The following is a 19,911-nucleotide window of genomic DNA, read 5'->3' as shown; positions in this document are numbered from 1 at the left end:
TTATTTGCCGCTTGTTTGGCACTTGGTTATCTAGTTTGGTGTGTCAATTTATAGGTTAGCCTAATTATCCTTTATACTTGCCTCGCTTTACTCCCCTAAGTTGTTGAAATAAAAAGAATATACTTTCCTTTCTTGTTTGAAATCTGCCGTTGGCACAGCCATTGCTATATCACTGCTAGAAGATTCTTTTTCGTCAAAGTGACAAAAAACTAGCGGAGTCAAGTATGGACAAAGCCCTCTACATTGCCATGACCGGAGCCAAGCACAACATGATGGCTCAAGCGAATCATGCCAATAATATGGCCAACGTAAACACCACCGGCTTTCGCGCCGACTTTGCGCAAGCGCGTTCCATGGGTGTTTATTACGGTGATGGCCAACCTACTCGTGCTTACGCTTTAACTGAGTCACCCGCCACAGATTTTGAATCTGGCCCTATCAATGCGACAGGTCGTGACCTCGATGTGGCCATAAACGGCAATGGTTTTTTTGCAGTTCAAAGTAACGATGGGTCAGAAGGCTATACCCGAGCAGGGGACTTTCAGCTCGATGCTAATGGCATTTTGCGCACGGGCAGTGGCCTTCCTGTGCTGGGGAATAATGGCCCCATTGCTTTACCTCCAATCGAAAAGATTGCTATAGGAGCCGATGGCACCTTGTCCATTGTTGCGCAGGGTGAAGGTCCGGAAACTCTTGTTGCCATTGATCGCCTCAAGTTAGTTCAGCCCGACCTGGCCACATTGGAAAAATTCCCCGATGGTCTGTTTCGTGATTTGAATCAAGCAATCTTGCCGGCTGATGCCACAGTACAGGTCAGCGCCGGGGCACTGGAAGGCAGTAACGTCAATGCCGTGGATTCTTTTACCGATATTTTAACTTTATCTCGTCAGTACGAAATGCAAATCAAACTAATGAAAACTGTTGAGCAAAATTCTGAAAGCTCATCCAGCTTATTGCGCATGAGCTAAGCCTTGTAGGCACAGGAGAAAACACCATGCACGCAGCACTTTATGTCAGTAAAACGGGTCTGATGGCTCAAGATAAACAGCTTACAACGATCTCTAATAACCTAGCCAATGTGGGTACAGTGGGTTTTAAACGGGATTCGGTTACCTTCGAAGACTTACTGTATCAAACCCAGCGTCAACCTGGGGCACAGAATACTCAAGATAATGAACTCCCATCCGGCTTACAACTGGGTACAGGGGTGCGCGTAGTCGGTACCAGTAAGCAATTTACCGCTGGTAGCTTACAGGTGACAGATCAAGCGCTTGATGTTGCCATTAACGGTCGAGGCTTTTTACAAGTGCTTAGGCCCGATGGCAGTGTAGCCTATACTCGCAATGGTCAGCTGCAAATCAACGGTGAAGGCGAGGTCACTAATGCCGATGGTTTTTTGATCGAACCCGCGATTAATGTGCCAGAAAATACCAGCAAAATTACCATCAGTACCGATGGGGTAGTGAACGCATTTATTGAAGGGGAAGTCGAACCTCAACAGCTGGGCGATATACAACTGGCGGACTTTGTTAACCCCGCCGGTCTGCAGGCGATAGGCGGTAACTTATTCGTAGAATCCGTTGCCAGTGGTAACCCGTTGATTGGTGCTCCCGCACAAAATGGTTTGGGCAGTTTGCAGCAAGGTATGTTGGAAAACTCTAACGTTGAAATCGTTGAAGAGATGGTGGATATGATTTCCACACAGCGGGCTTACGAAATTAATTCTAAAGTGGTGTCGACAGCAGACCAAATGTTGCAATACATCACTCAGACTCTATAGCGAGCCATTAGTATGAAACGGTTATGGGTAGTAATAGTCAGTGTCGGTGCGGCGTTTTTGACCGGCTGTGTAACAGGGCCTAAACCTCAACCAGGTGACCCATATTACGCACCGGTGGTGACTACGCGTGCCCATGAGCCGATGAATACCAGTGGCTCTTTGTACCAATCTAAACAGGGGATGACGCTGTTTACCGATACAAAAGCGCGCAATATTGGTGACATTATCACCATTAATCTTACCGAGCGTACGGTGTCGAGTAAAAGCGCAGGCGTGAATGTTACCAAAGCAAGTTCCACGAGCTTGCCGGGTGGAACTCTACTGGGGATGACCCCCACACTTAACGGTAATTTACTCGATACCGATATCAGTCAAGATCGTGACTTCGAAGGCGACACCGGAGCCGACCAGAGCAACAGTTTAAGCGGTAGCATTGCAGTAACCGTGGCCGATGTGTTGCCCAATGGCAATCTTGTGGTGCGCGGTGAAAAGTGGATGACGCTCAATCGGGGAGACGAATTTATACGAGTCAGTGGCATTTTGCGCCCAGAAGACATTACTACCCAAAATACGGTGGATTCTACTCGATTAGCTAATGCGCAAATTTCATACAGCGGCACAGGCGAGCTGGCCAGCTCACAAAATATGGGCTGGTTATCGAAGTTCTTTAATAGTGCCTACTGGCCTTTCTAGGAGTCAAGCATGAAGCAAATATTAACGGTTATGATTTGTGTGTTGATCTCTAGCATAGCTCACGCCGAGCGCATTAAAGATATTACCGATGTCGCCGGTGTTCGCCCAAACCAACTGATTGGTTATGGGCTAGTGGTCGGTTTGGATGGCACTGGAGATCAAACTACACAGAGCCCGTTTACCACTCAGTCATTTAACAATATGTTGAAACAGTTCGGCATCAACTTACCTGAAGGCAGCCGGATGCAAATGAAGAATGTGGCGGCGGTTATGTTACAAGCCGAACTGCCAGCTTTTTCTAAACCCGGCCAAAAATTGGACGTAACCGTCAACTCCATTAGTAATGCCAAAAGCCTGCGCGGTGGCAGTTTATTGATGTCAGAGTTAAAAGGGATTGATGGTAATACCTACGCCATTGCCCAAGGTAGTCTTGTTGTCGGCGGGTTTGGCGTAGATGGTGGTGATGGCTCCAATATTACCGTTAATGTCCCCAGTGTCGGCCGTATTCCTGGAGGCGCACTGGTAGAGCGAGTGGTGCCCAATAATTTTGCTAACGGCCAACCCATTGTTTTTAATTTACATAACCCAGATTTCACCACAGCTAATCGTGTGGCTAAGGCTATTAACGATATGTTGGGGCCAGAAGTGGCCATGCCGATGGATGCAGTATCAATACGGGTAACCAGCCCCGTTAATCCATCTCAGCGTGTCGACTTTTTGGCACTACTAGAGAATATTGAAGTGACACCGGCTGAAGAGGCAGCTCGGGTCGTGATTAATTCTCGTACGGGTACCATCGTTGTGGGACAGCATGTGCGCGTATCTCCCGTTGCTATTACCCACGGTAGCCTTACAGTTTCGGTGTCCGAAGACTTTGATGTAAGTCAGCCCAATCCATTTAGCCAAGGTGAAACCGTGGTTACACCGAACTCGGAAATCGATGTGGAAGAGGAGAACAACCCCATGTTCAAGTTTGCACCCTCTGCAACCTTGGAAGACATTGTTAGAAGCATTAATGATGTGGGTGCCTCACCTGCGGATTTAATGGCCATATTAGAAGCATTAAAACAATCGGGCGCGCTTAAAGCGGACTTAATGGTGATTTGATGAGCACAATTACAAACCAACAAGCGCTTTCTAACGTTCAGGATACTTTTCTCGATAGTCGAGGCCTTGAGGCCGTGCGTAGTATGGGACGAAACGACGATCCCGCCGCACTGAAAGAGATGGCCAAGCAGTTCGAATCATTGTTTGTACAACAAATGATGAAGAGTATGCGTGCTGCTGGGGATGTGTTTGCTGAGGGTAACTATATGCGCTCATCCGATACAGAGTTTTATCAGCAAATGCTCGACCAGCAGATGTCATTAGAGTTAACTAAGGGACGAGGTTTGGGCTTAGGCGATACGCTCTATCAGCAAATGATGCGCAGTTATAGCGAACACTTCGAGCAACCGAACAGCGACGAGCCCGAACAAGACACTGAGCGCAATGGTGTATTGCGTGTGTCAAACGAGGTAACGGCAGCCCCAGTGAGTGACAACAGTGATACTGAGCCGGCTATTCTTGGGTTTGTGGAAAAAATGAAGCCATACGCACAATGGGCGGCCAACAAATTAGGCGTTAACCCCGCCGCTTTAGTGGCACAGGCGGCTTTAGAAACCGGCTGGGGTAAGTCCATCGCAGAGACGTCCGATGGAGTTAGCTCGAACAATGTATTTAATATCAAGGCGACGGGCGGTTGGTCCGGCGATAAGCTTGCGGTTAATACCACAGAATATATAGACGGTGACGCGGAATCGGTGCAGGCTGATTTCCGTCAATATCGCTCACTGTTTGAGAGCTTTTCAGATTACGTTAACCTGCTGCAAAAACCGCGTTATGCTGAGGCGGTTGCGGCTGGCGATAGCATCGAAGACTTTGCGCGAGGATTGCAGCAAGCAGGTTATGCCACAGACCCGGTTTACGCGGAGAAAATTATAGCCATTGTCGACCGAGAAGAATTATCAGCGGCATTCGGCGGAGGAAATAGCTAATGTCCGGTATCTTATCCAACGCAATTTCCGGCCTGCAGGCGAGCCAAAATGCCCTGCGAACCGCAGGGCACAATATCTCAAATGCGAATACAGAGGGGTACAGCCGCCAGCAAGTTGAATACACCACACGTCCGGAACAAAGTATCGGCTCTGCTGGTTTTCTTGGCAGTGGCGTAAGCACCACATCCATTGAGCGGGTCGTTGATCAGTTTGTGAATGGTCAACTGCGCTTGGATACCTCCGCGTATGGACAGATTGAAACTTACAACGTAAATATAGGAAAAATTGACAGTCTTTTTGCCGATAGTAGCAGTGGCCTGTCCGGCGCTTTGCAGGATTTTTTCTCTGCGGTGCAAAATGCCGCGGATGAGCCTTCTTCTACTCCGGCACGGCAATTATTCGTCGACCAAGCTGAAAGTGTAGCACTGCGCTTTAATCAAATTTATGATCGTTTACATGACCTGCAAACTGATATCAATATCGAGGTTAAGACCGTTACCAAACAGGTGACCTCTCTTGCTCAGTCCATTGCCGATATAAATAATCAACTCAATAAAGTCGGTGGGGCTTCTGCTATGCCCAATGATTTGCTTGATAAGCGCGATGAAGCGTTGTTGCAGTTGTCGGAACTTATTGACATTCAATCGGTTGACTCTGGGAATGGACAGATGAATGTCTATATTGCCAGCGGCCAGGCTCTGGTAGTTGGTACTAATGTCGGTAGTTTTTCGGTGGACGAGCAGGGGCAAGTTCAGCTTCAAAATGGGTCACAAACTGCGGATGTGACTAGCCAAATCAACGGTGGCAAATTAGGCGGGTTATTAAACTTTCGCAGTGATGTATTGCAGCCTGCCAAAAATGAGCTCGGTCGGGTTGCCCTAGCGCTAACCGAAGAATTTAATCAGTTGCAGCAGCAAGGCCTAGACCTGGATGGTGACTATGGTGCGAATTTGTTCGTCGATATTAATGATCCCTCTCTAGCAGCTGATCGAGTACTTCATGGTGATAATGCAGCGCCGTCCGATCGGCAAATCAGCGTCACTATTGACGATATAAGCCAGCTAACCACTAGCGATTACGAATTGAAGATTCCCACAGGGTCAAAAAACTACGTTATTACTCGCAAAGATGATAATGAAATCGTTGCTCAGGGTTTATTGCCTGGAGCCTATCCCGCGGAAATTAGTTTTGATGGTATTAGTGTTAATTTGGTGTCCGGTTCTTTCCAGGCTGGAGATAAATTTACGATACAGCCGACTGCAAATGGCGCTCGGGATATTGAAACCTTATTGACTCGCCCCGAGGACATAGCGTTAGCATCGCCTATACGTACGGGTACATCGTCTGGTAATGCAGGCAGCGGGCTTGTGAGTGCCGGTGAGCTGATGCAAGTCACTGACGCCGAGGGCAATACGTTACCGATGTTTGCGAGTGCGGGGGAGCTTAGCCCTCCTTTAGTAATACGCTTCACCTCAGAGACGACCTATGAGGTATTAGATAACTCTAACCCCGCTTATCCTGTACCACTTAATCCACCGATGAACAATATGGAATTTACCCCTAATTTGGAAAATTCCGTATTTGCTACAGATCCTGGCTCAACTTTAGTGGCGGGAGATGGGTTTACAACGGGCTTGGGGAGTCGTGTGCCTGAAGCTCTGGGGATGGTCGGTCCGGCACAGCCGAATCAATACCCTGCCGAGCGTTATACTTTTGTTAGCACTGATCCAGACACCGGCCTTAGACAGGAACAGGTCGTGCTCACCGCGCCCAATGCGTCAGCTGAACAAACAGCGTCTTTGCTCAGTGGTATCGCTGGTGTTACCGTCAATGCACATACTACCGCTAGTATTAGTGGTATTAGCACCACATTCACCAACCCTTTGCAGTTACAGATTAACGGAGAGGATTTGGTTGAGTACGATGGCGCATTAATAGCGTCAGGCGTACCGGACCCAAATACTGATGAGCTTGGCTTTTATCAATATATTGCTGAGCAAATTAATGCCAATCCTGCGTTAGTGGCGAAAGGTGTTAACGCGAGTATTACAACGGGAAGTGGCGGTCAGCCGCAATTATTTGTGGCAGCATCTAGTGGCGTAAATTTGGACATCCGACTGGATGGCGCACCCGGCGACACTATTGATGTCAGCGACGGAGTGGGTGGGCTCGATCAGGCGCTCAACGCTGGCGCAGACAATGCTATCACTGTCGGTGGGCGCATGGATATTGCCATGTCAGATGGCATTGAGTTAATCAGCGCGTCAAGTGAAAGCCCTCTGTTAGGAGATACAACGGCAGAAGACTTTGTACAATCAAATTACTTAGGTTTTCAGGTTACGATTAAAGGTCAGCCACAAGCGGGCGATACATTCACTATAGACTTCAATGCCGATGCAAGTAATGACAACCGCAACGGATTGAAATTTGCCGAGTTGGAAACGGCTGGAACCATCGATGATGGTGGCTTAAGCTTTGCTGAAGCCTACGGTCGACTGGTGGAAGATATTGGCACCAAGAGCAACCTCTCCAGCACTAATGCCAGTGCGGCGAAAGACTTGCTGGAGCAAACCCAAAGTCTGCGAGACAGTATCTCAGGGGTTAATTTGGATGAAGAGGCGGCTAATTTGATTAAGTTTGAGCAGGTTTATAGTGCCAATGCACGTGTGATTACTGTGGCACGTGACCTGTTTGATACCTTAATTAATTCTATTTAGGCTTAAAGGTCGATAACGAAAGGGTTTTGCCATGCGTGTGGCTACTTCGCAAATATACAACATTGCTAACATCGGCATGACAAATGCCCAGACTGCCTTGACTAAAACTCAGGAGCAAATGGCCTCAGGCAAGCGCGTACTCAGCCCTGCTGACGACCCAGTAGCAGCCACTCAAATACTGCAGTTGAACGAAGAAATAAGTCGAACCGAGCAGCATATTAAAAATATTGATGTGGCTGAGAACAGTCTGAATTTAGAAGAGACAGCGCTCGATAGCGTTTTGTCGCTGGTTCAGAGAATGCAGGAGTTGGCTGTTAGTGCGGGTAACACGGCCGTATTAACACCGGACGATTATAAAGCCTTAGTTGCTGAAACGAATAGCCGTATTGAAGAGTTGCTCAGCTTGCAAAATACACGCAACGCAGCAGGCCAGTATATCTTTTCAGGCTATCAGGGGGACGCACAACCCTTTAGTTTGAACGCTGACGGTCAGCTCAGTTACCACGGCGATGAAGGTCAGCGTCAGGTGCAGGCCTCTGGCAGTGTTGCTGTGGATGTGAGTGATTCGGGCAAGCGTATATTTGTCGACATCCCCAGCAGTCATAACACTTTCTACACTGAAGCTAATCCCGCAAATCGCGCCACTCCGGCTGCGCGTATAAGTGTTGGCGATGTAGTCGATCAAGAGGCTTTTGATGAGCTCTACCCAGATAACCTAATCATCCAGTTCAATGAAACCAGTGCAGTGATTCCTGCGGGTGCTAACTTTTCGGTTATTAACCAGGCAACCGGGCAGACCTTACTCGCCAACGAGCCATTTGTCAGCGGTCAGAGTATCGAAGTGGCGGGAGCCTCGTTTAGTATTTTGGGGGCACCTTCTGAGGCGGCATTAGCGACTCCATCGACCGTTAACTATGGCGGTATAACCCCGACTGACTTTACGGTGAGCCAAGCTGAAATCACGCTTAGCTTAGGAGATCAAACCGAGACCTTGGTCCTGAATCAGAACATTACCAGTGCGGCAGACCTAGCGGCGGCACTTAATAGCGGAACCAATGCCACCAAATTGGCACGCTTAGGCGTGGTGGCAGATGCGACCGGTTTTAGCGCCGCCAGTGGCCAATCATTAGTGGTGCAATCCCCCAGTGCTGCGGTCGATGCTATGCTAGGGATTACCACCAGTGGTGCGGGCACTGCATCAGTTGATGGAATAGAGGCCGTAAAAGGGGATTCATTCACGCTTATTAGCACTAACAAGCAAAGCTTATCGACCACGCTCACTCGATTAAGTGAGGCCATGGATGAGCTTGATGGTACGCCCGCAAGCGAGGAGCGCCTAGCAGAGGTGGTCGGGCAAACGCTGGCCAATCTAGACAATGCCGTTACCAATATCTCGGTGGTTCAGGGCGAGGTGGGGGCTAGACTCAACACGTTGGAGAGTACCCGCGAACAGAACCTCGATACCAAGCTCTATACAGAAACGGTGTTAAATGACCTAGAAGCGCTGGATTATGCTGAAGCTGCCACCCGATTGGAGATGCAGCAGCTGGTATTATCGGCGGCACAGCAGAGCTTTGTGAAGGTGGCGGGCTTATCGCTGTTTAATTACATTTCGTAATCACGGGTGACTGATGCAAGAATTTGACTGGCGCGGTATTATTGAGCAAACGAAAGAGTTTAATAAACGTTTGCGGGATAATGCTGAAAAGGGTGAATGGGACCGGTTTGGTGAATTAAGCCTGCAGCGTGATCAGGTGCTGCATCAGCTGGATTGCCCAGCACTGCAGACCTTGGATGAGTCCGAATCAATGGCTTTAAGTGCTGAAATTGCGGCCTTGCAAAGGCAAAATCAGACAATTCAGGCAATATCTCAACGTTACCTGGCCGATATTCGTCAGGAGCATCAGCAAAATCGCACCAATAATCGCGCTATTAACGCTTATCACCGCTCTTAAAGACTTAATTGGAAGAAAAATAACAAATAAAATCAACCAGTTAAGATATTTTTTAAAAAAATGCCAAAAATCCTAAAGCTTCCTGAAAACTGACCGATAACCTACACAGAAGCAAATGCAAACCCTGCGGCTTCGGTAAATCGGCTGATCACAGCTGGCAAGACTGTGAACAGGAAAAAAACTTAGGAGATTACTCATGGCTCTAGTAATTAATACCAACGTTGCCTCCCTGAATACTCAGCGCCAGCTGTTACAATCAGGCAACGCGCTTGACCAAGCCACCGAACGTTTGTCGTCCGGTAACCGTATCAACTCAGCAAAAGACGATGCCGCCGGTCTCGCGATTGCTAACCGTATGACCTCGCAAATCCGTGGTCTGGATCAAGCGGTTCGTAACGCCAACGATGGTGTGTCGATGATTCAAACCGCAGAGGGTGCCTTGCAAGAGGTGACCAACATTCTGCAGCGTATGCGTGAACTATCGGTTCAGTCTGCTAACGGCATCTATTCAGATGACGACCGTGCACGATTGGATTCAGAAGCACAGCAGCTCAAAGAAGAAGTGAGCCGCATTGCAGCAGAAACAACATTCAATGGCCAAGCGCTGCTGGATGGCAGCTTGCAAGATACCGCGCTACAAGTAGGTTCTGAGCAGAATCAGACCATCGAAATTTCTGTAGGTTCGTTCAGTACCAGTTCTTTAGGTGGAACGTCTGGCGATATCGTGGGTGAGGCTGCTACAAATGGTCTGGCGGATCTAACAGCCTTGGATACTGCTGGCGACATCTCAATTAATGATACTGATATCAGTGCCTTAGATACTGCCACTACCCTAAATGAGGCGTTGGCGACTATCAACGCAGATTTGGATGGCAAAGGTGCTGAGGCCTCAGCTATCGTGAACGTAGAAGGGTCTAGCGTAGGTTCTGGTGTACTTGTTACTGGTACCGATCAGCTAACTCTAACGGTCACCGATGGTAATGGTGAAACTCAGGTTACCCAAGTTAGTGGCACTAAGAGTCTTGACGAGTTGGTTGCCAAAATCAACGATGAAACCTCGCTTGAAGCGCGTATTAACGATGCAGGCCGTATCGAATTAAGTGGCGCTGGCGCTACTTCGGTTACAGTGGCAGGTTCTGGTGATGCACTAACCAACTCTGGGCTAGATGCGGCAACCACAAACTTCTCAATGGTTTTCAATGATACCTCTGCCGATAAGTCCGGTGTGAAAATTGAAATGGGTACTGCAACTGCCGCGGAGCTCCAGGCGCTCGGCATTGATGCTCACGATGATGATGGAAATTTACAGGGTGCGGCGACGACTGCCAGTACTGACCTTGAAGAAGGTGATTTAATCATCAATGGAATTGAAATAGGTGCTATTGATGATCAGGACGGTACGCCAACTATTTCAACTCAGGCTGCCGAAGTCATTAAGGTTATCAATGAATCTTCCGACTTGACCGGCGTTGTCGCCTTTGCCGGTGATACCACAGGTGCTATTGCGCTTCGCTCCACTGACGGTGGTGAAATATCCATTAAGGCTGGCGATTCATCTACTGCAGCTAGCGTTTTAGCCGCCACTGGTTTGCAGGAACGTAATGCAGCTGGCAGTTCAGGTTCTGTGGCAAGTATTGATATCTCCACGGCGGCAGGTGCTCAAAAAGCCATTGGGATTCTCGACGAAGCAATCAGCCAGGTAAGTGAAACCCGTGCAGACTTGGGTGCGGTAAACAACCGCCTGGACTTCACTGTATCTAACTTGACCAACGTATCAGAGAAGACGTCTGCTGCTAAGTCTCGAATCATGGATGCAGATTTCGCTCAAGAGACCGCGGCATTGAGTAAGTCTCAGGTGTTACAACAAGCAGCTACTGCCATGCTGGCTCAGGCGAATGCCCGTCCACAGCAAGTACTGTCTTTGCTGCAATAAGACTGAATCTACCCACCGGGTCACCGGTGGGTTTTATTGATTGAGGATTAAGCTATGAATGAAGTGAACGCAACAGTGGCAGAACGCTATAGCCCTGCGCGCTCTGGTGCGGCTTCATCGGCACAGGCTGACTTCGCTAAACCAAGCGGCAAAAGTTTGCCACCCGAAGAAACAAAACATCAGGTGGTAGAGGCAGAGAAGATCCCCGCGGGAGAATTTCAGCAAAGTGTTCAGCAAGCGGTAGCCCATATGAATGAGTTCATACAGTCTACCCAGCGCGACCTGCAGTTTAGTTATGATGGTGACTCAGGTGACACTATTGTGAAAGTGTTAGATAGCTCTACTAAAAAGCTAATTCGACAAATCCCGGATGAGATTTTCTTAAAGTTGGCCCGTGAATTGAATGCAGATGAGCCGGTATCTTTACTGACTGCTCAGGCATAATAGTCAAAAAGAACGCTTCAAGGTGCCTTACGGCACCTTTTTTTTGCTCTAAAATTAAGGAAGGTTTAAAGTAAAGCTGAGTTTAGTCGATAACCTCATGTAGGCAATAATTTTTTGATATCTGGAGTAGGGTATGGCAAACAACATTATCAGCAGTCTCGGTGGGGGTTCGGGAATTGATACCACCAGCTTGATCAATGATTTGGTGAGCATAAACCGTGCCCCGGATGAAAACCGTCTGGATACCAAAGAGGCAACTTTAGAAACGCAAATTTCTGACTACGGCTTGTTACGCAGCGCATTGTCGGAGTTGGAGCTTTCTGTTGCACAGTTAGGCAGTGCTGACACCTTTGATGCCAAATCCGTTTCTGTACCCGAGACTTCATTGCTCGGTTTAACTGAACTGGATTCCAGTGCAATCGCCGGCAGTTATCAAGTGCAAGTTGAGCAAATCGCTCAATCTCAGTCCCTGGCAAGCTCAGGATTTAGCAGTGCCGATGCGGAAGTTGGCAAAGGGGAAATCACCCTGCGGTTAGGGCAATGGAATGCTGCTTTGGATGATTTTTCGGTAGATACCGAAAAAAATGGTGCCACGATTGTTATCGATGATTCTAATAATACCCTGGAAGGGTTGCGGGATGCGATAAACGCCGCCGATGTCGGGGTGCAGGCTAGTATTGTTAGTGATGGCAGTAGCTTCCGTTTACTGTTAACGGGCCCCACCGGGGCTAGCAATGAAGTTGAGCTGACGGTGGCCGAAGATGCAGGTTCCCCAGGTTTGTCTCAGTTTGACTTTAACACTGTCAGTCAAAATATGACTCAGCAGCAGGAAGGGAAAGATGCGATTTTACGAGTTAATGGCCTACAGGTGACTCGTGAGACCAATAGCGTGGATGATGTTATTAACGGTTTGTCCATGGATCTGTTCAATGTGTCCAATACTGAAACGGTCAATATCACTATTGGTGAAGATCGAGACTTGGCTGAAACCGCAATCCGTGATTTTGTTGAGGCCTATAACACCTTTATAAATGCGGTTGAGCAGCTGGTCGGCATTAATGATGAAACCGGTGAGTACGGAAGCCTGCATACCGACTCCATGGCCGATAATATTATTGATCAAGTGCGCAATGTTATTAAGAGCACAGTTCCGGGTATACAAGGTGACTTCTCGTCTTTGGCGCAGTTGGGCATTCAAACGAATGTGACAGATGGTACGCTTTCAATCGATGAAGATCCTGCTCGGGTCAATACGAATTTCAATGCGGTGATGGCCCAAAACTACGATTTAGTGCGTGACATATTTGTACCGCAAACCGGGTCAGACTCGGCTGCCGTTGAGGTGACGAATTTTACCCAATACAGCCAGCCGGGTAGCTACGAAGTCATTATTACCCAGCAACCTAGTCGCGGCTCCTTATCAGGTGCAGCAACGGCTGGGTTTCCTTTGGATACCACGGGTAAAGATTATAGTTTTGCAGTAGAAGTCGATGACAAAACTGCCCAAATCAGTTTGCCAGATGGGAAAACTTACACCAGCGGTGCTGAATTGGCCGCTGAAATCGAGTCATTGATTAATGCGGGGCAAGAGTTGTCCGGAACCTCTACCAGTATCACGGTGGATTATGACGCTGGCGCACTTAATTTTATCTCCAACGCCTATGGTAGCAGTAGTAAAGTGAATATTACTAGCATAGGTGCTGATACAGCAGACTTGGGTTTAAGTGTGGCAACCGGTGGAGTAGGGACCAATGTGGCCGGTACTGTCGATGGTGAGGTTGCATTCGGTTCAGGACAGGTACTACTGCCCAAGCTTGGTACGGCAGCAGAGGGGCTCGCCTTGAAAATTAAAGAGGGGGCTACGACAGCCACTATTAACTTCTCGCGTGGTTTTTCCGGCACTATGAGCAGCTTGATTAATGGTTTTTTAGGTAGCACTGGTCTTATTGCATCGCGAGAAAGTAATATCGAGCAAGACTTAGTTGATATCGAAGACGATCGAACTGAATTGGATCGTCGAACCGATGCATATCGAGCGCGTTTAGAAAGCCAATTTTTGGCAATGGAACTGATCGTTAATAACTTAACCAATACAGGCTCCTTTTTGCAGGATATTAACGATCGCCTACCTTTCACTGCGCAGAGTTAAGCGGTTATTCAGCAAAGAGCGTTTGGCTCTATCGGGTGTTTATGTGTGGGCGATTATTTGACAAATAGTTTAGAAATAAAGAGTGTTGATACTAAAGTTTTATTGCCCGCAGCCGTTAGCACTTTAGCTTTGATAAACCTTAAATAGCCGCAACAGAGAGTGTGTGTATGAGTCCTTACAGCGCTGCCGCCAAACAGTACCAGCAAGTCAACGTTCAATCCAGTGTCGTTGATGCCTCCCCTCATAGGTTAGTTCAAATGCTTTTTGAGGGTGCTTTACAGCGCATAGCCGAAGCAAAAGGGGCTATGTTACGCAGCGATATTGCGCTCAGAGGTGAGAAAATCTCAAAAGCCATAAACATTGTGCAAGGCTTGCAGGGTAGCTTGAATGACACCGAAGGCGGTGATCTCTCAGCCAGCCTGGATCAGTTGTACGATTATATTGCGCGTAGATTAATAGAAGCCAATCGCCAAAGTGATCCGGCTATGCTTGATGAGTGTGGACGTTTATTAGGCGAAATTAAAACGGCTTGGGACGGTATCTCCGCCGGGCCGGGAGTGTAGTAATGAGCTTGCAGCTGATTGATCGTCCGTCTTTACAGGGCCCTTTAGGCGTGGAGCAGTTACAACAAGTACAGGCGGATATGTACCGCGCCTTGGCGCGCGGTGATTATCACCGTGTGCGCCAGCTGGACGACACCTGTGCGGTAGTGCTCGACGCACTGGTTAGCGCCAACGGCACCGACAAAGCTACACTCTTAGATGCCATGCGCGACTTAAAGGCTGTTTATCGGCAAATGCTACAAGAATGTAATCGCCTTGCGCAATGCAAAGCGGTTGGTTAACCGGCTCGGAGTCGAGGACTGTATGGTAGGTTACAGCGGAACCAAGGCGGCGTCACAATATCGCAAGCTCGGCCTCGAGGTCGATGTGAACTCGGCGTCCCCTCATCGTTTAATCCAATTGTTATTTGAAGGGGCCTTAACTCGCCTCCAACAGGCGGAAGTCTCGATGACTCGAGCCGATTATGCGTCGTCGGGCGCATTAGTTGGTCGTGTTATTGAGATTGTAGCCGCTTTACGTCACAGCCTGGACGAACAGGCTGGCGAGCTCGCCAACCAGCTGGATAGCTTGTATCAGTATTGTGAATTTCGCTTGTTCGACGCAACCCGCGATCAAAACCCCGAGTTGTTGCAAGAGGTCGGGCGTCTCCTAAAAACCTTAAAAGCTGGTTGGGATGGGATTGCGACTGAAGGGAAAGCTTGAGATAATCCTCCTAAGCTATTGTTTTTACGCTGATTGCCCCTGTTTTCTGTCAATTATTTGACTAAACTTCAAACGCCGTCTATTCCTGTAATAGGGGTGCGTGAAGTTTTGACGTGCAGATTGGTGAAACAGGGAGCTAAAGCCGTTCCTGCAGATCATGTGGTTGATGTATGTGTCGAAATAACAAACTCTTGATCCTGGAAGACGATGCACAGCGCACGTCAACGTTTCGGGCGATTTTTGATTTTTTAGGGGAAGAAGGCCACTTTATCAGTACCACTGGCCTCGATGAGCATATCGCCCAAGAGCCAGAGGGTGGCGATTATGTGTTGATTTTAATCAGTGAACATTGCACGGATTGGGGTGAGTCTCTGGTTGAGAAAATTCACGCTTGGAACGATGAAGTTGCAATTGCGTTGATTGGTGAGAAGCCTGTTACCGATGGCTTTGATCCTCTCTTAAAGTGCAAAGTGATTGGTGCTATTGATGTCGCCATGACTTACAACCCTCTATTGGATTTAATACACCGAGCCCGTTTGTATTGCGAGGCACAAAGCGCCAATAAAAAACACAGCCAGCAGCGCCCGGTGCATTTGTTTCGCTCTTTAGTTGGCACTAGCCGCGAGGTGCAAAACGTACGCGAAATGATGAGTCAGGTTGCCGACAAAGAAGTGTCGGTACTGATCACCGGTGAATCGGGCACGGGAAAAGAAGTCGTGGCCCGCAATCTACACTATCACTCCGACCGTCGTGAAAAGCCTTTTGTGCCAGTGAACTGTGGCGCCATTCCTGCCGAGTTGCTGGAAAGTGAGCTCTTTGGTCATGAAAAGGGGGCTTTTACCGGAGCAATATCAGCCCGTGCGGGCCGTTTTGAGCTGGCCGAAGGCGGCACTCTGTTTTTGGACGAAATTGGCGATATGCCTCTAAACATGCAGGTTAAAATTCTGCGCGTACTGCAAGAGCGTTGCTACGAGCGCGTTGGTAGTAATAAAACCGTTGCAACTAACGTTCGCATTATCGCCGCTACTCATCGCAATTTAGAAACCATGATCGATGAAGGTAAATTTCGCGAAGACTTATATTACCGCCTGAATGTATTTCCTATAGAGTTGCCTGCTCTAAAAGATCGTGCCGAAGATATCCCGCTATTGGTGAATGAATTGGTCTCGCGCATGGAGAGTGAGAATCGTGGCTCGGTTCGATTTAATTCGGCGGCCATTTTATCTCTTTGTCGCCATGAGTGGTCCGGCAATATTCGCGAGCTGGCTAACTTGGTGGAGCGCATGGCAATTATGCACCCCTTTGCAGTGGCGGGTGTTACAGACCTACCTGTTAAATATCGCCATGTCGATGTCCTTGAGGAGGACTTTGGCGCAGGTCAAGTGCAACCAGAAGCCAAAAGCACCACCATGGTCAGTATGGGCGATACGCCGTTGTTGCCGGATCAGGGTATTGATTTGCGTGATTATTTAACCAGTTTAGAAAAGGGGCTTATTCAGCAAGCCCTTAATGACTCTGGTGGTGTGGTCGCTCGAGCTGCTGAGCGTTTATCCATTCGACGTACCACCTTGGTGGAAAAAATGCGTAAATACGATTTACAGCGTTGATCTTACCCCTCCAACACTAGAGCCCTGAATACAATTATGGGCTCTTATTTCTAGCAAGCTGTTGAAAAACACTTACGTACTCGGGCTTTCAGTGTGGTTTGTAATCTGGGCGCTATTTTTCATAGTGTCTCCACCCATCAAAAGATGGTTAAGACGAGTATAGTCTTGTATGGAAGCTCCGAAGAACAAGGCTGGAAGTAACCCTCTATCGTGTATTGCCACAGGCAAAGTATAGACTCTGGTCGTCGAGACAAAACACAGTATTGACACTCTACAGGCCACGCTGGCCATGCCGGAGGTTTAGAGAAGCCTGCCGGATGTCAAAAATGCACTCCCTTAATACTCAACCCTCTGTGTAACTCATTTTAAGCCAAAAAATTGACCCAGCCTGCCAATGTTGTCTCTAAGTGCTTGAATATAAAGGGTTGTTCGCGCTGGCATCACTATTGCAATTAAAGACCTAACGCATCCGATACGACAGATAGTCGTCATTGAACATAAGGCATTGGGTAAATTTCATGGCAAAAAAAGCCGAAGTGCATCAGCTTCCCGGACACCCAGGGGCGGAGTCGACACATAAAGACAAGGCGCAGGCACTGGCCGAAGCCTTTTCCATGTTTTCCGATATGTCTGAGCAGCTAACCGATTCCTATCGCCAGCTAGAGTTACGCGTAGCCGAGCTGAATGAAGAGCTGACCGAGGTCACCCATCAACGCTTGCAGGAGTTGGCTGAAAAAGAACGTATTGCCCACCGTCTGGAAGGATTACTCAACGTGTTGCCCGGAGGGGTTGTGGTGCTGGACTCGCGCGGTTACGTACGCGAATGCAATCCAGCGGCCATTGACTTGTTAGGAGAGCCGCTGGAAGGTGAGCTTTGGCGGGTGGTGATTGCCCGCAGTTTTGCTCCCAAACAAGATGATGGACATGAAGTATCACTGAGTGATGGCCGCCGAATCAGTCTGGCCACCCGCAATTTAGGTGACGACGGGCAAATTATCCTATTAACCGATCAGACCGAAACCCGGCGCCTTCAAGGTGAGCTTGCCAAGCACGAACGATTATCGGCGCTGGGTAAAATGGTGTCGGCTCTAGCCCACCAAATTCGCACGCCATTATCGGCTGCACTGCTTTATGCCAATCACTTAAAACGCGACAACCTCACACAAGAGAAAAGACAGGGGTTTGCCGGTAAGGTCTCCAACCGTTTGCTGCATATGGAGCGGCAAGTACAAGATATGTTGCTGTTTGTAAAAGGTGAATTGCCAGTGCAAGACCTTTGTAGTGTTGCTGAATTACAGGCGGAGTTGGCCGAGGCGATGGAGGTGCCTGTATCAAGCAGCAACAGTTGTGTTGAGTGGAATGTACAGGGGGTTAATGCGTACTTGCATTGTAATCGCGATGCGCTGGTCAGTGCACTGCTTAATCTCGTTAATAACGCCATTCAGGCAGTGGGTAGTCGGGCCAAAATAGGCATCCGCTTCAATCAGTTTTATATCGACCAGAGACCTTGGCTGGCAATTGAAATTCGCGATAGCGGCCCCGGTATCGATCCGCAATTGTTGCCAACCTTGGGCGATTTGTTTGTAACGACCAAATCGCAGGGCACAGGCTTAGGGATTGCCGTAGTTAAGGCGGTAGCCAAAGTTCACGGCGGGCGTTTTAGGTTGCAATCAGAACTAGGCGATGGCGTAAAAGCCACGCTTTTATTGCCCTGCGATGCAGAAGCTACCGTAAACAGCTAAATAATTTTTTGATTAGGTGAGAAAAATGAATGATACCGCTGTGATAGCCCCACTAGACGTCACTGGCGCCAAAGTTTTGGTGACAGAAGATGACCCAAGTTTGCGTGAAGCTTTGGTGGATACTCTGGAGTTAGCAGGCTATGAGGTACTGGAGGCCGATTGCGCCGAGCAGGCGCTCATTCGTTTAAAGACTGTAGCTGATATCCGATTGATCGTATCCGATGTCAATATGGGTAAGTTGTCCGGTTACGACTTGCTTAGAAACGTTAAGACCGATTATCCGCACATTCCCTTTTTATTGATTACCGCTTACGCCAGCATTTCTGACTCGGTGATGGCAATTAAAGAAGGCGCGGTTGATTATTTGGTTAAGCCCTTTGAGCCCGACGCGTTACTGAATATTGTTGCCAAACATGTGGGGCAGGGGGGCGGTTGTGATGACGATGAACCAGTGGCCCAATCTGAGGCCAGTCAGCAATTATTACAATTAGCCGAACGCGTTGCGCAATCTGAATCCACCGTCTTAATTATTGGCGAATCTGGTACCGGTAAAGAGGTGCTAGCACGCTATATTCATAACCACTCTCCCCGGGCAGCCAAGCCTTTTGTCGCCATTAACTGCGCTGCAATTCCTGAAAATATGCTTGAGGCAACATTGTTCGGGCATGAGAAAGGCGCTTATACCGGCGCACATGCTAGCGCTCCGGGAAAATTCGAGCAGGCCAATGGTGGCACACTGCTGTTGGATGAAATCTCGGAAATGGATATCGGCTTGCAGGCAAAATTATTGCGTGTCTTGCAAGAGCGAGAAGTGGAACGTTTAGGTGGACGAAAAACCATTAAACTGAATGTGCGGGTGATTGCCACTTCTAACCGCGATATGCGAGAGGCGGTAATGGCTGGGCAATTTCGCGAAGATTTATATTACCGGCTCAGCATTTTACCTCTGCAGTGGGCGCCACTGCGCGATCGACCAGAAGACATCGTTCCTTTGGCAGAAAAACTGCTGCAGCGTCACGCTTTAAAACAAAACCGCCGCGCTATCACCCTGGATAAATTTGCCAAGGCGGCTCTATTGGATTATCGCTGGCCGGGCAATGTGCGCGAGCTGGATAATATTATGCAGCGCGCGCTAATTCTTCAGCCGGGCCGTGTTATTACCGATTCTGATTTGGGATTGATTGATACCACTTGTTACAGTGCCAAACCCAGTTTATTAAATGGCCATGCCGCCGCTCCAGCGAGGGAGGCAGCCGCTAGTGCGACAGCCGAGAATGAAAGCGACCTGCGTGAGAATATTGGCAGTGATTCCACAGGCGCAGTGCTCGGCAGTGATTTAAAGCAGCGTGAATTTGAAATTATTCGCCAAACGTTAATCACCGAGCGAGGTAGCCGCAAAAAAACCGCTGAAACTTTGGGTATAAGCCCCCGAACTTTACGCTATAAAATTGCTCGATTAAAAGAGGAAGGTTTAACGCTGGATATTTAAGAGAAGGTTTTCAGCTGCTGCTATATAACCGCTTCAGTGTGTCTGAGGCGGTTTTTTTATGCGCGTGAGCTGAGGGCGGTGAATAATTGCCGGCGGCAAAC

At 48.5% G+C, this 19,911-nt stretch carries 17 protein-coding genes; all 17 read left to right on the top strand.

Features of this window, described 5'->3' with window-relative positions; genetic code table 11:
* Positions 1–224: 224 nt before the first annotated feature.
* The 17 genes from flgF (at position 225) to Q4526_RS13240 (ending at position 19,810) form a co-directional block, all read left to right on the top strand.
* The gene (gene flgF, locus Q4526_RS13320) at positions 225–968 is read left to right on the top strand and encodes a flagellar basal-body rod protein FlgF (RefSeq protein ID WP_215977572.1); all 744 of its coding nucleotides are present in this window, start codon (positions 225–227) and stop codon (positions 966–968) included.
* A gap of 26 nt (positions 969–994) precedes the next feature.
* Positions 995–1,780 (top strand): flagellar basal-body rod protein FlgG, encoded by a 786-nt coding sequence (gene flgG / locus Q4526_RS13315; protein WP_215977571.1) that lies wholly within the window; start codon positions 995–997, stop codon positions 1,778–1,780.
* A 12-nt stretch (positions 1,781–1,792) separates the two neighbouring features.
* Complete coding sequence (flgH, locus tag Q4526_RS13310) at positions 1,793–2,473, top strand: flagellar basal body L-ring protein FlgH (RefSeq protein WP_215977570.1); 681 nt, start codon at positions 1,793–1,795, stop codon at positions 2,471–2,473.
* 9 nt (positions 2,474–2,482) lie between these two features.
* Positions 2,483–3,580: a flagellar basal body P-ring protein FlgI gene (locus Q4526_RS13305; protein ID WP_215977569.1), complete on the top strand. Its 1,098-nt coding sequence runs from the start codon at positions 2,483–2,485 to the stop codon at positions 3,578–3,580.
* Positions 3,580–4,509: a flagellar assembly peptidoglycan hydrolase FlgJ gene (gene flgJ / locus Q4526_RS13300; protein ID WP_215977568.1), complete on the top strand. Its 930-nt coding sequence runs from the start codon at positions 3,580–3,582 to the stop codon at positions 4,507–4,509. Before Q4526_RS13305 ends, flgJ begins: the two co-directional genes overlap by 1 nt.
* Positions 4,509–7,226 carry a flagellar hook-associated protein FlgK gene (gene flgK, locus Q4526_RS13295; RefSeq protein WP_215977567.1) on the top strand — a complete coding sequence of 906 codons (2,718 nt, stop codon included), beginning with the start codon at positions 4,509–4,511 and terminating at the stop codon, positions 7,224–7,226. The genes flgJ and flgK overlap by 1 nt, the downstream gene beginning before the upstream one ends.
* A 31-nt stretch (positions 7,227–7,257) precedes the next feature.
* Complete coding sequence (gene flgL, locus Q4526_RS13290) at positions 7,258–8,844, top strand: flagellar hook-associated protein FlgL (RefSeq protein WP_215977566.1); 1,587 nt, start codon at positions 7,258–7,260, stop codon at positions 8,842–8,844.
* A 13-nt stretch (positions 8,845–8,857) separates the two neighbouring features.
* A complete protein-coding gene (locus Q4526_RS13285) occupies positions 8,858–9,181 on the top strand; it encodes a flagellar protein FliT (RefSeq protein ID WP_215977565.1) in 324 nt (107 codons plus the stop codon).
* A 196-nt stretch (positions 9,182–9,377) separates the two neighbouring features.
* Positions 9,378–11,114: a flagellin gene (locus tag Q4526_RS13280; protein ID WP_215977564.1), complete on the top strand. Its 1,737-nt coding sequence runs from the start codon at positions 9,378–9,380 to the stop codon at positions 11,112–11,114.
* Positions 11,115–11,168: 54 nt separating this feature from the next.
* Positions 11,169–11,558 (top strand): flagellar protein FlaG, encoded by a 390-nt coding sequence (locus Q4526_RS13275; protein WP_215977563.1) that lies wholly within the window; start codon positions 11,169–11,171, stop codon positions 11,556–11,558.
* Positions 11,559–11,691: 133 nt separating this feature from the next.
* Positions 11,692–13,707, top strand: coding sequence for a flagellar filament capping protein FliD (fliD, locus tag Q4526_RS13270; protein WP_215977562.1), 2,016 nt, complete (start codon positions 11,692–11,694; stop codon positions 13,705–13,707).
* A gap of 167 nt (positions 13,708–13,874) precedes the next feature.
* Positions 13,875–14,270 (top strand): flagellar export chaperone FliS, encoded by a 396-nt coding sequence (gene fliS / locus Q4526_RS13265; RefSeq protein ID WP_215977561.1) that lies wholly within the window; start codon positions 13,875–13,877, stop codon positions 14,268–14,270.
* Between the two features lie 2 nt (positions 14,271–14,272).
* Positions 14,273–14,551 (top strand): hypothetical protein, encoded by a 279-nt coding sequence (locus tag Q4526_RS13260; protein WP_215977560.1) that lies wholly within the window; start codon positions 14,273–14,275, stop codon positions 14,549–14,551.
* Between the two features lie 22 nt (positions 14,552–14,573).
* Positions 14,574–14,972 carry a flagellar export chaperone FliS gene (gene fliS / locus Q4526_RS13255; RefSeq protein WP_215977559.1) on the top strand — a complete coding sequence of 133 codons (399 nt, stop codon included), beginning with the start codon at positions 14,574–14,576 and terminating at the stop codon, positions 14,970–14,972.
* A gap of 170 nt (positions 14,973–15,142) precedes the next feature.
* Entirely contained in the window at positions 15,143–16,579 is a 1,437-nt protein-coding gene (locus tag Q4526_RS13250; protein WP_215977558.1) for a sigma-54 dependent transcriptional regulator, read from the top strand.
* A gap of 518 nt (positions 16,580–17,097) precedes the next feature.
* Entirely contained in the window at positions 17,098–18,321 is a 1,224-nt protein-coding gene (locus Q4526_RS13245; RefSeq protein ID WP_215977557.1) for a PAS domain-containing sensor histidine kinase, read from the top strand.
* A 25-nt stretch (positions 18,322–18,346) separates the two neighbouring features.
* The gene (locus Q4526_RS13240) at positions 18,347–19,810 is read left to right on the top strand and encodes a sigma-54 dependent transcriptional regulator (protein ID WP_215977556.1); all 1,464 of its coding nucleotides are present in this window, start codon (positions 18,347–18,349) and stop codon (positions 19,808–19,810) included.
* The last annotated feature ends 101 nt before the right edge of the window (positions 19,811–19,911 follow it).

Source organism: Gilvimarinus sp. 2_MG-2023, from assembly GCF_030547685.1.
In the GTDB taxonomy this organism is placed as follows: domain Bacteria; phylum Pseudomonadota; class Gammaproteobacteria; order Pseudomonadales; family Cellvibrionaceae; genus Gilvimarinus.
Note: the sequence above shows the minus strand (reverse complement) of the source record. Positions and strands in the feature narration are given on the sequence as shown.

Bases quoted from the DNA above. Each gene is read 5' to 3' on its own strand.
- flgJ (WP_215977568.1), top strand. From the start codon at position 3,580: ATGAGCACAATTACAAACCAACAAGCGCTTTCTAACGTTCAGGATACT.
- fliS (WP_215977559.1), top strand. From the start codon at position 14,574: ATGGTAGGTTACAGCGGAACCAAGGCGGCGTCACAATATCGCAAGCTC.
- flgL (WP_215977566.1), top strand. From the start codon at position 7,258: ATGCGTGTGGCTACTTCGCAAATATACAACATTGCTAACATCGGCATG.
- Q4526_RS13240 (WP_215977556.1), top strand. From the start codon at position 18,347: ATGAATGATACCGCTGTGATAGCCCCACTAGACGTCACTGGCGCCAAA.
- Q4526_RS13285 (WP_215977565.1), top strand. From the start codon at position 8,858: ATGCAAGAATTTGACTGGCGCGGTATTATTGAGCAAACGAAAGAGTTT.
- Q4526_RS13275 (WP_215977563.1), top strand. From the start codon at position 11,169: ATGAATGAAGTGAACGCAACAGTGGCAGAACGCTATAGCCCTGCGCGC.
- flgK (WP_215977567.1), top strand. From the start codon at position 4,509: ATGTCCGGTATCTTATCCAACGCAATTTCCGGCCTGCAGGCGAGCCAA.
- flgG (WP_215977571.1), top strand. From the start codon at position 995: ATGCACGCAGCACTTTATGTCAGTAAAACGGGTCTGATGGCTCAAGAT.
- fliD (WP_215977562.1), top strand. From the start codon at position 11,692: ATGGCAAACAACATTATCAGCAGTCTCGGTGGGGGTTCGGGAATTGAT.
- flgH (WP_215977570.1), top strand. From the start codon at position 1,793: ATGAAACGGTTATGGGTAGTAATAGTCAGTGTCGGTGCGGCGTTTTTG.
- fliS (WP_215977561.1), top strand. From the start codon at position 13,875: ATGAGTCCTTACAGCGCTGCCGCCAAACAGTACCAGCAAGTCAACGTT.
- flgF (WP_215977572.1), top strand. From the start codon at position 225: ATGGACAAAGCCCTCTACATTGCCATGACCGGAGCCAAGCACAACATG.
- Q4526_RS13280 (WP_215977564.1), top strand. From the start codon at position 9,378: ATGGCTCTAGTAATTAATACCAACGTTGCCTCCCTGAATACTCAGCGC.
- Q4526_RS13250 (WP_215977558.1), top strand. From the start codon at position 15,143: ATGTGTCGAAATAACAAACTCTTGATCCTGGAAGACGATGCACAGCGC.
- Q4526_RS13260 (WP_215977560.1), top strand. From the start codon at position 14,273: ATGAGCTTGCAGCTGATTGATCGTCCGTCTTTACAGGGCCCTTTAGGC.
- Q4526_RS13305 (WP_215977569.1), top strand. From the start codon at position 2,483: ATGAAGCAAATATTAACGGTTATGATTTGTGTGTTGATCTCTAGCATA.
- Q4526_RS13245 (WP_215977557.1), top strand. From the start codon at position 17,098: ATGGCAAAAAAAGCCGAAGTGCATCAGCTTCCCGGACACCCAGGGGCG.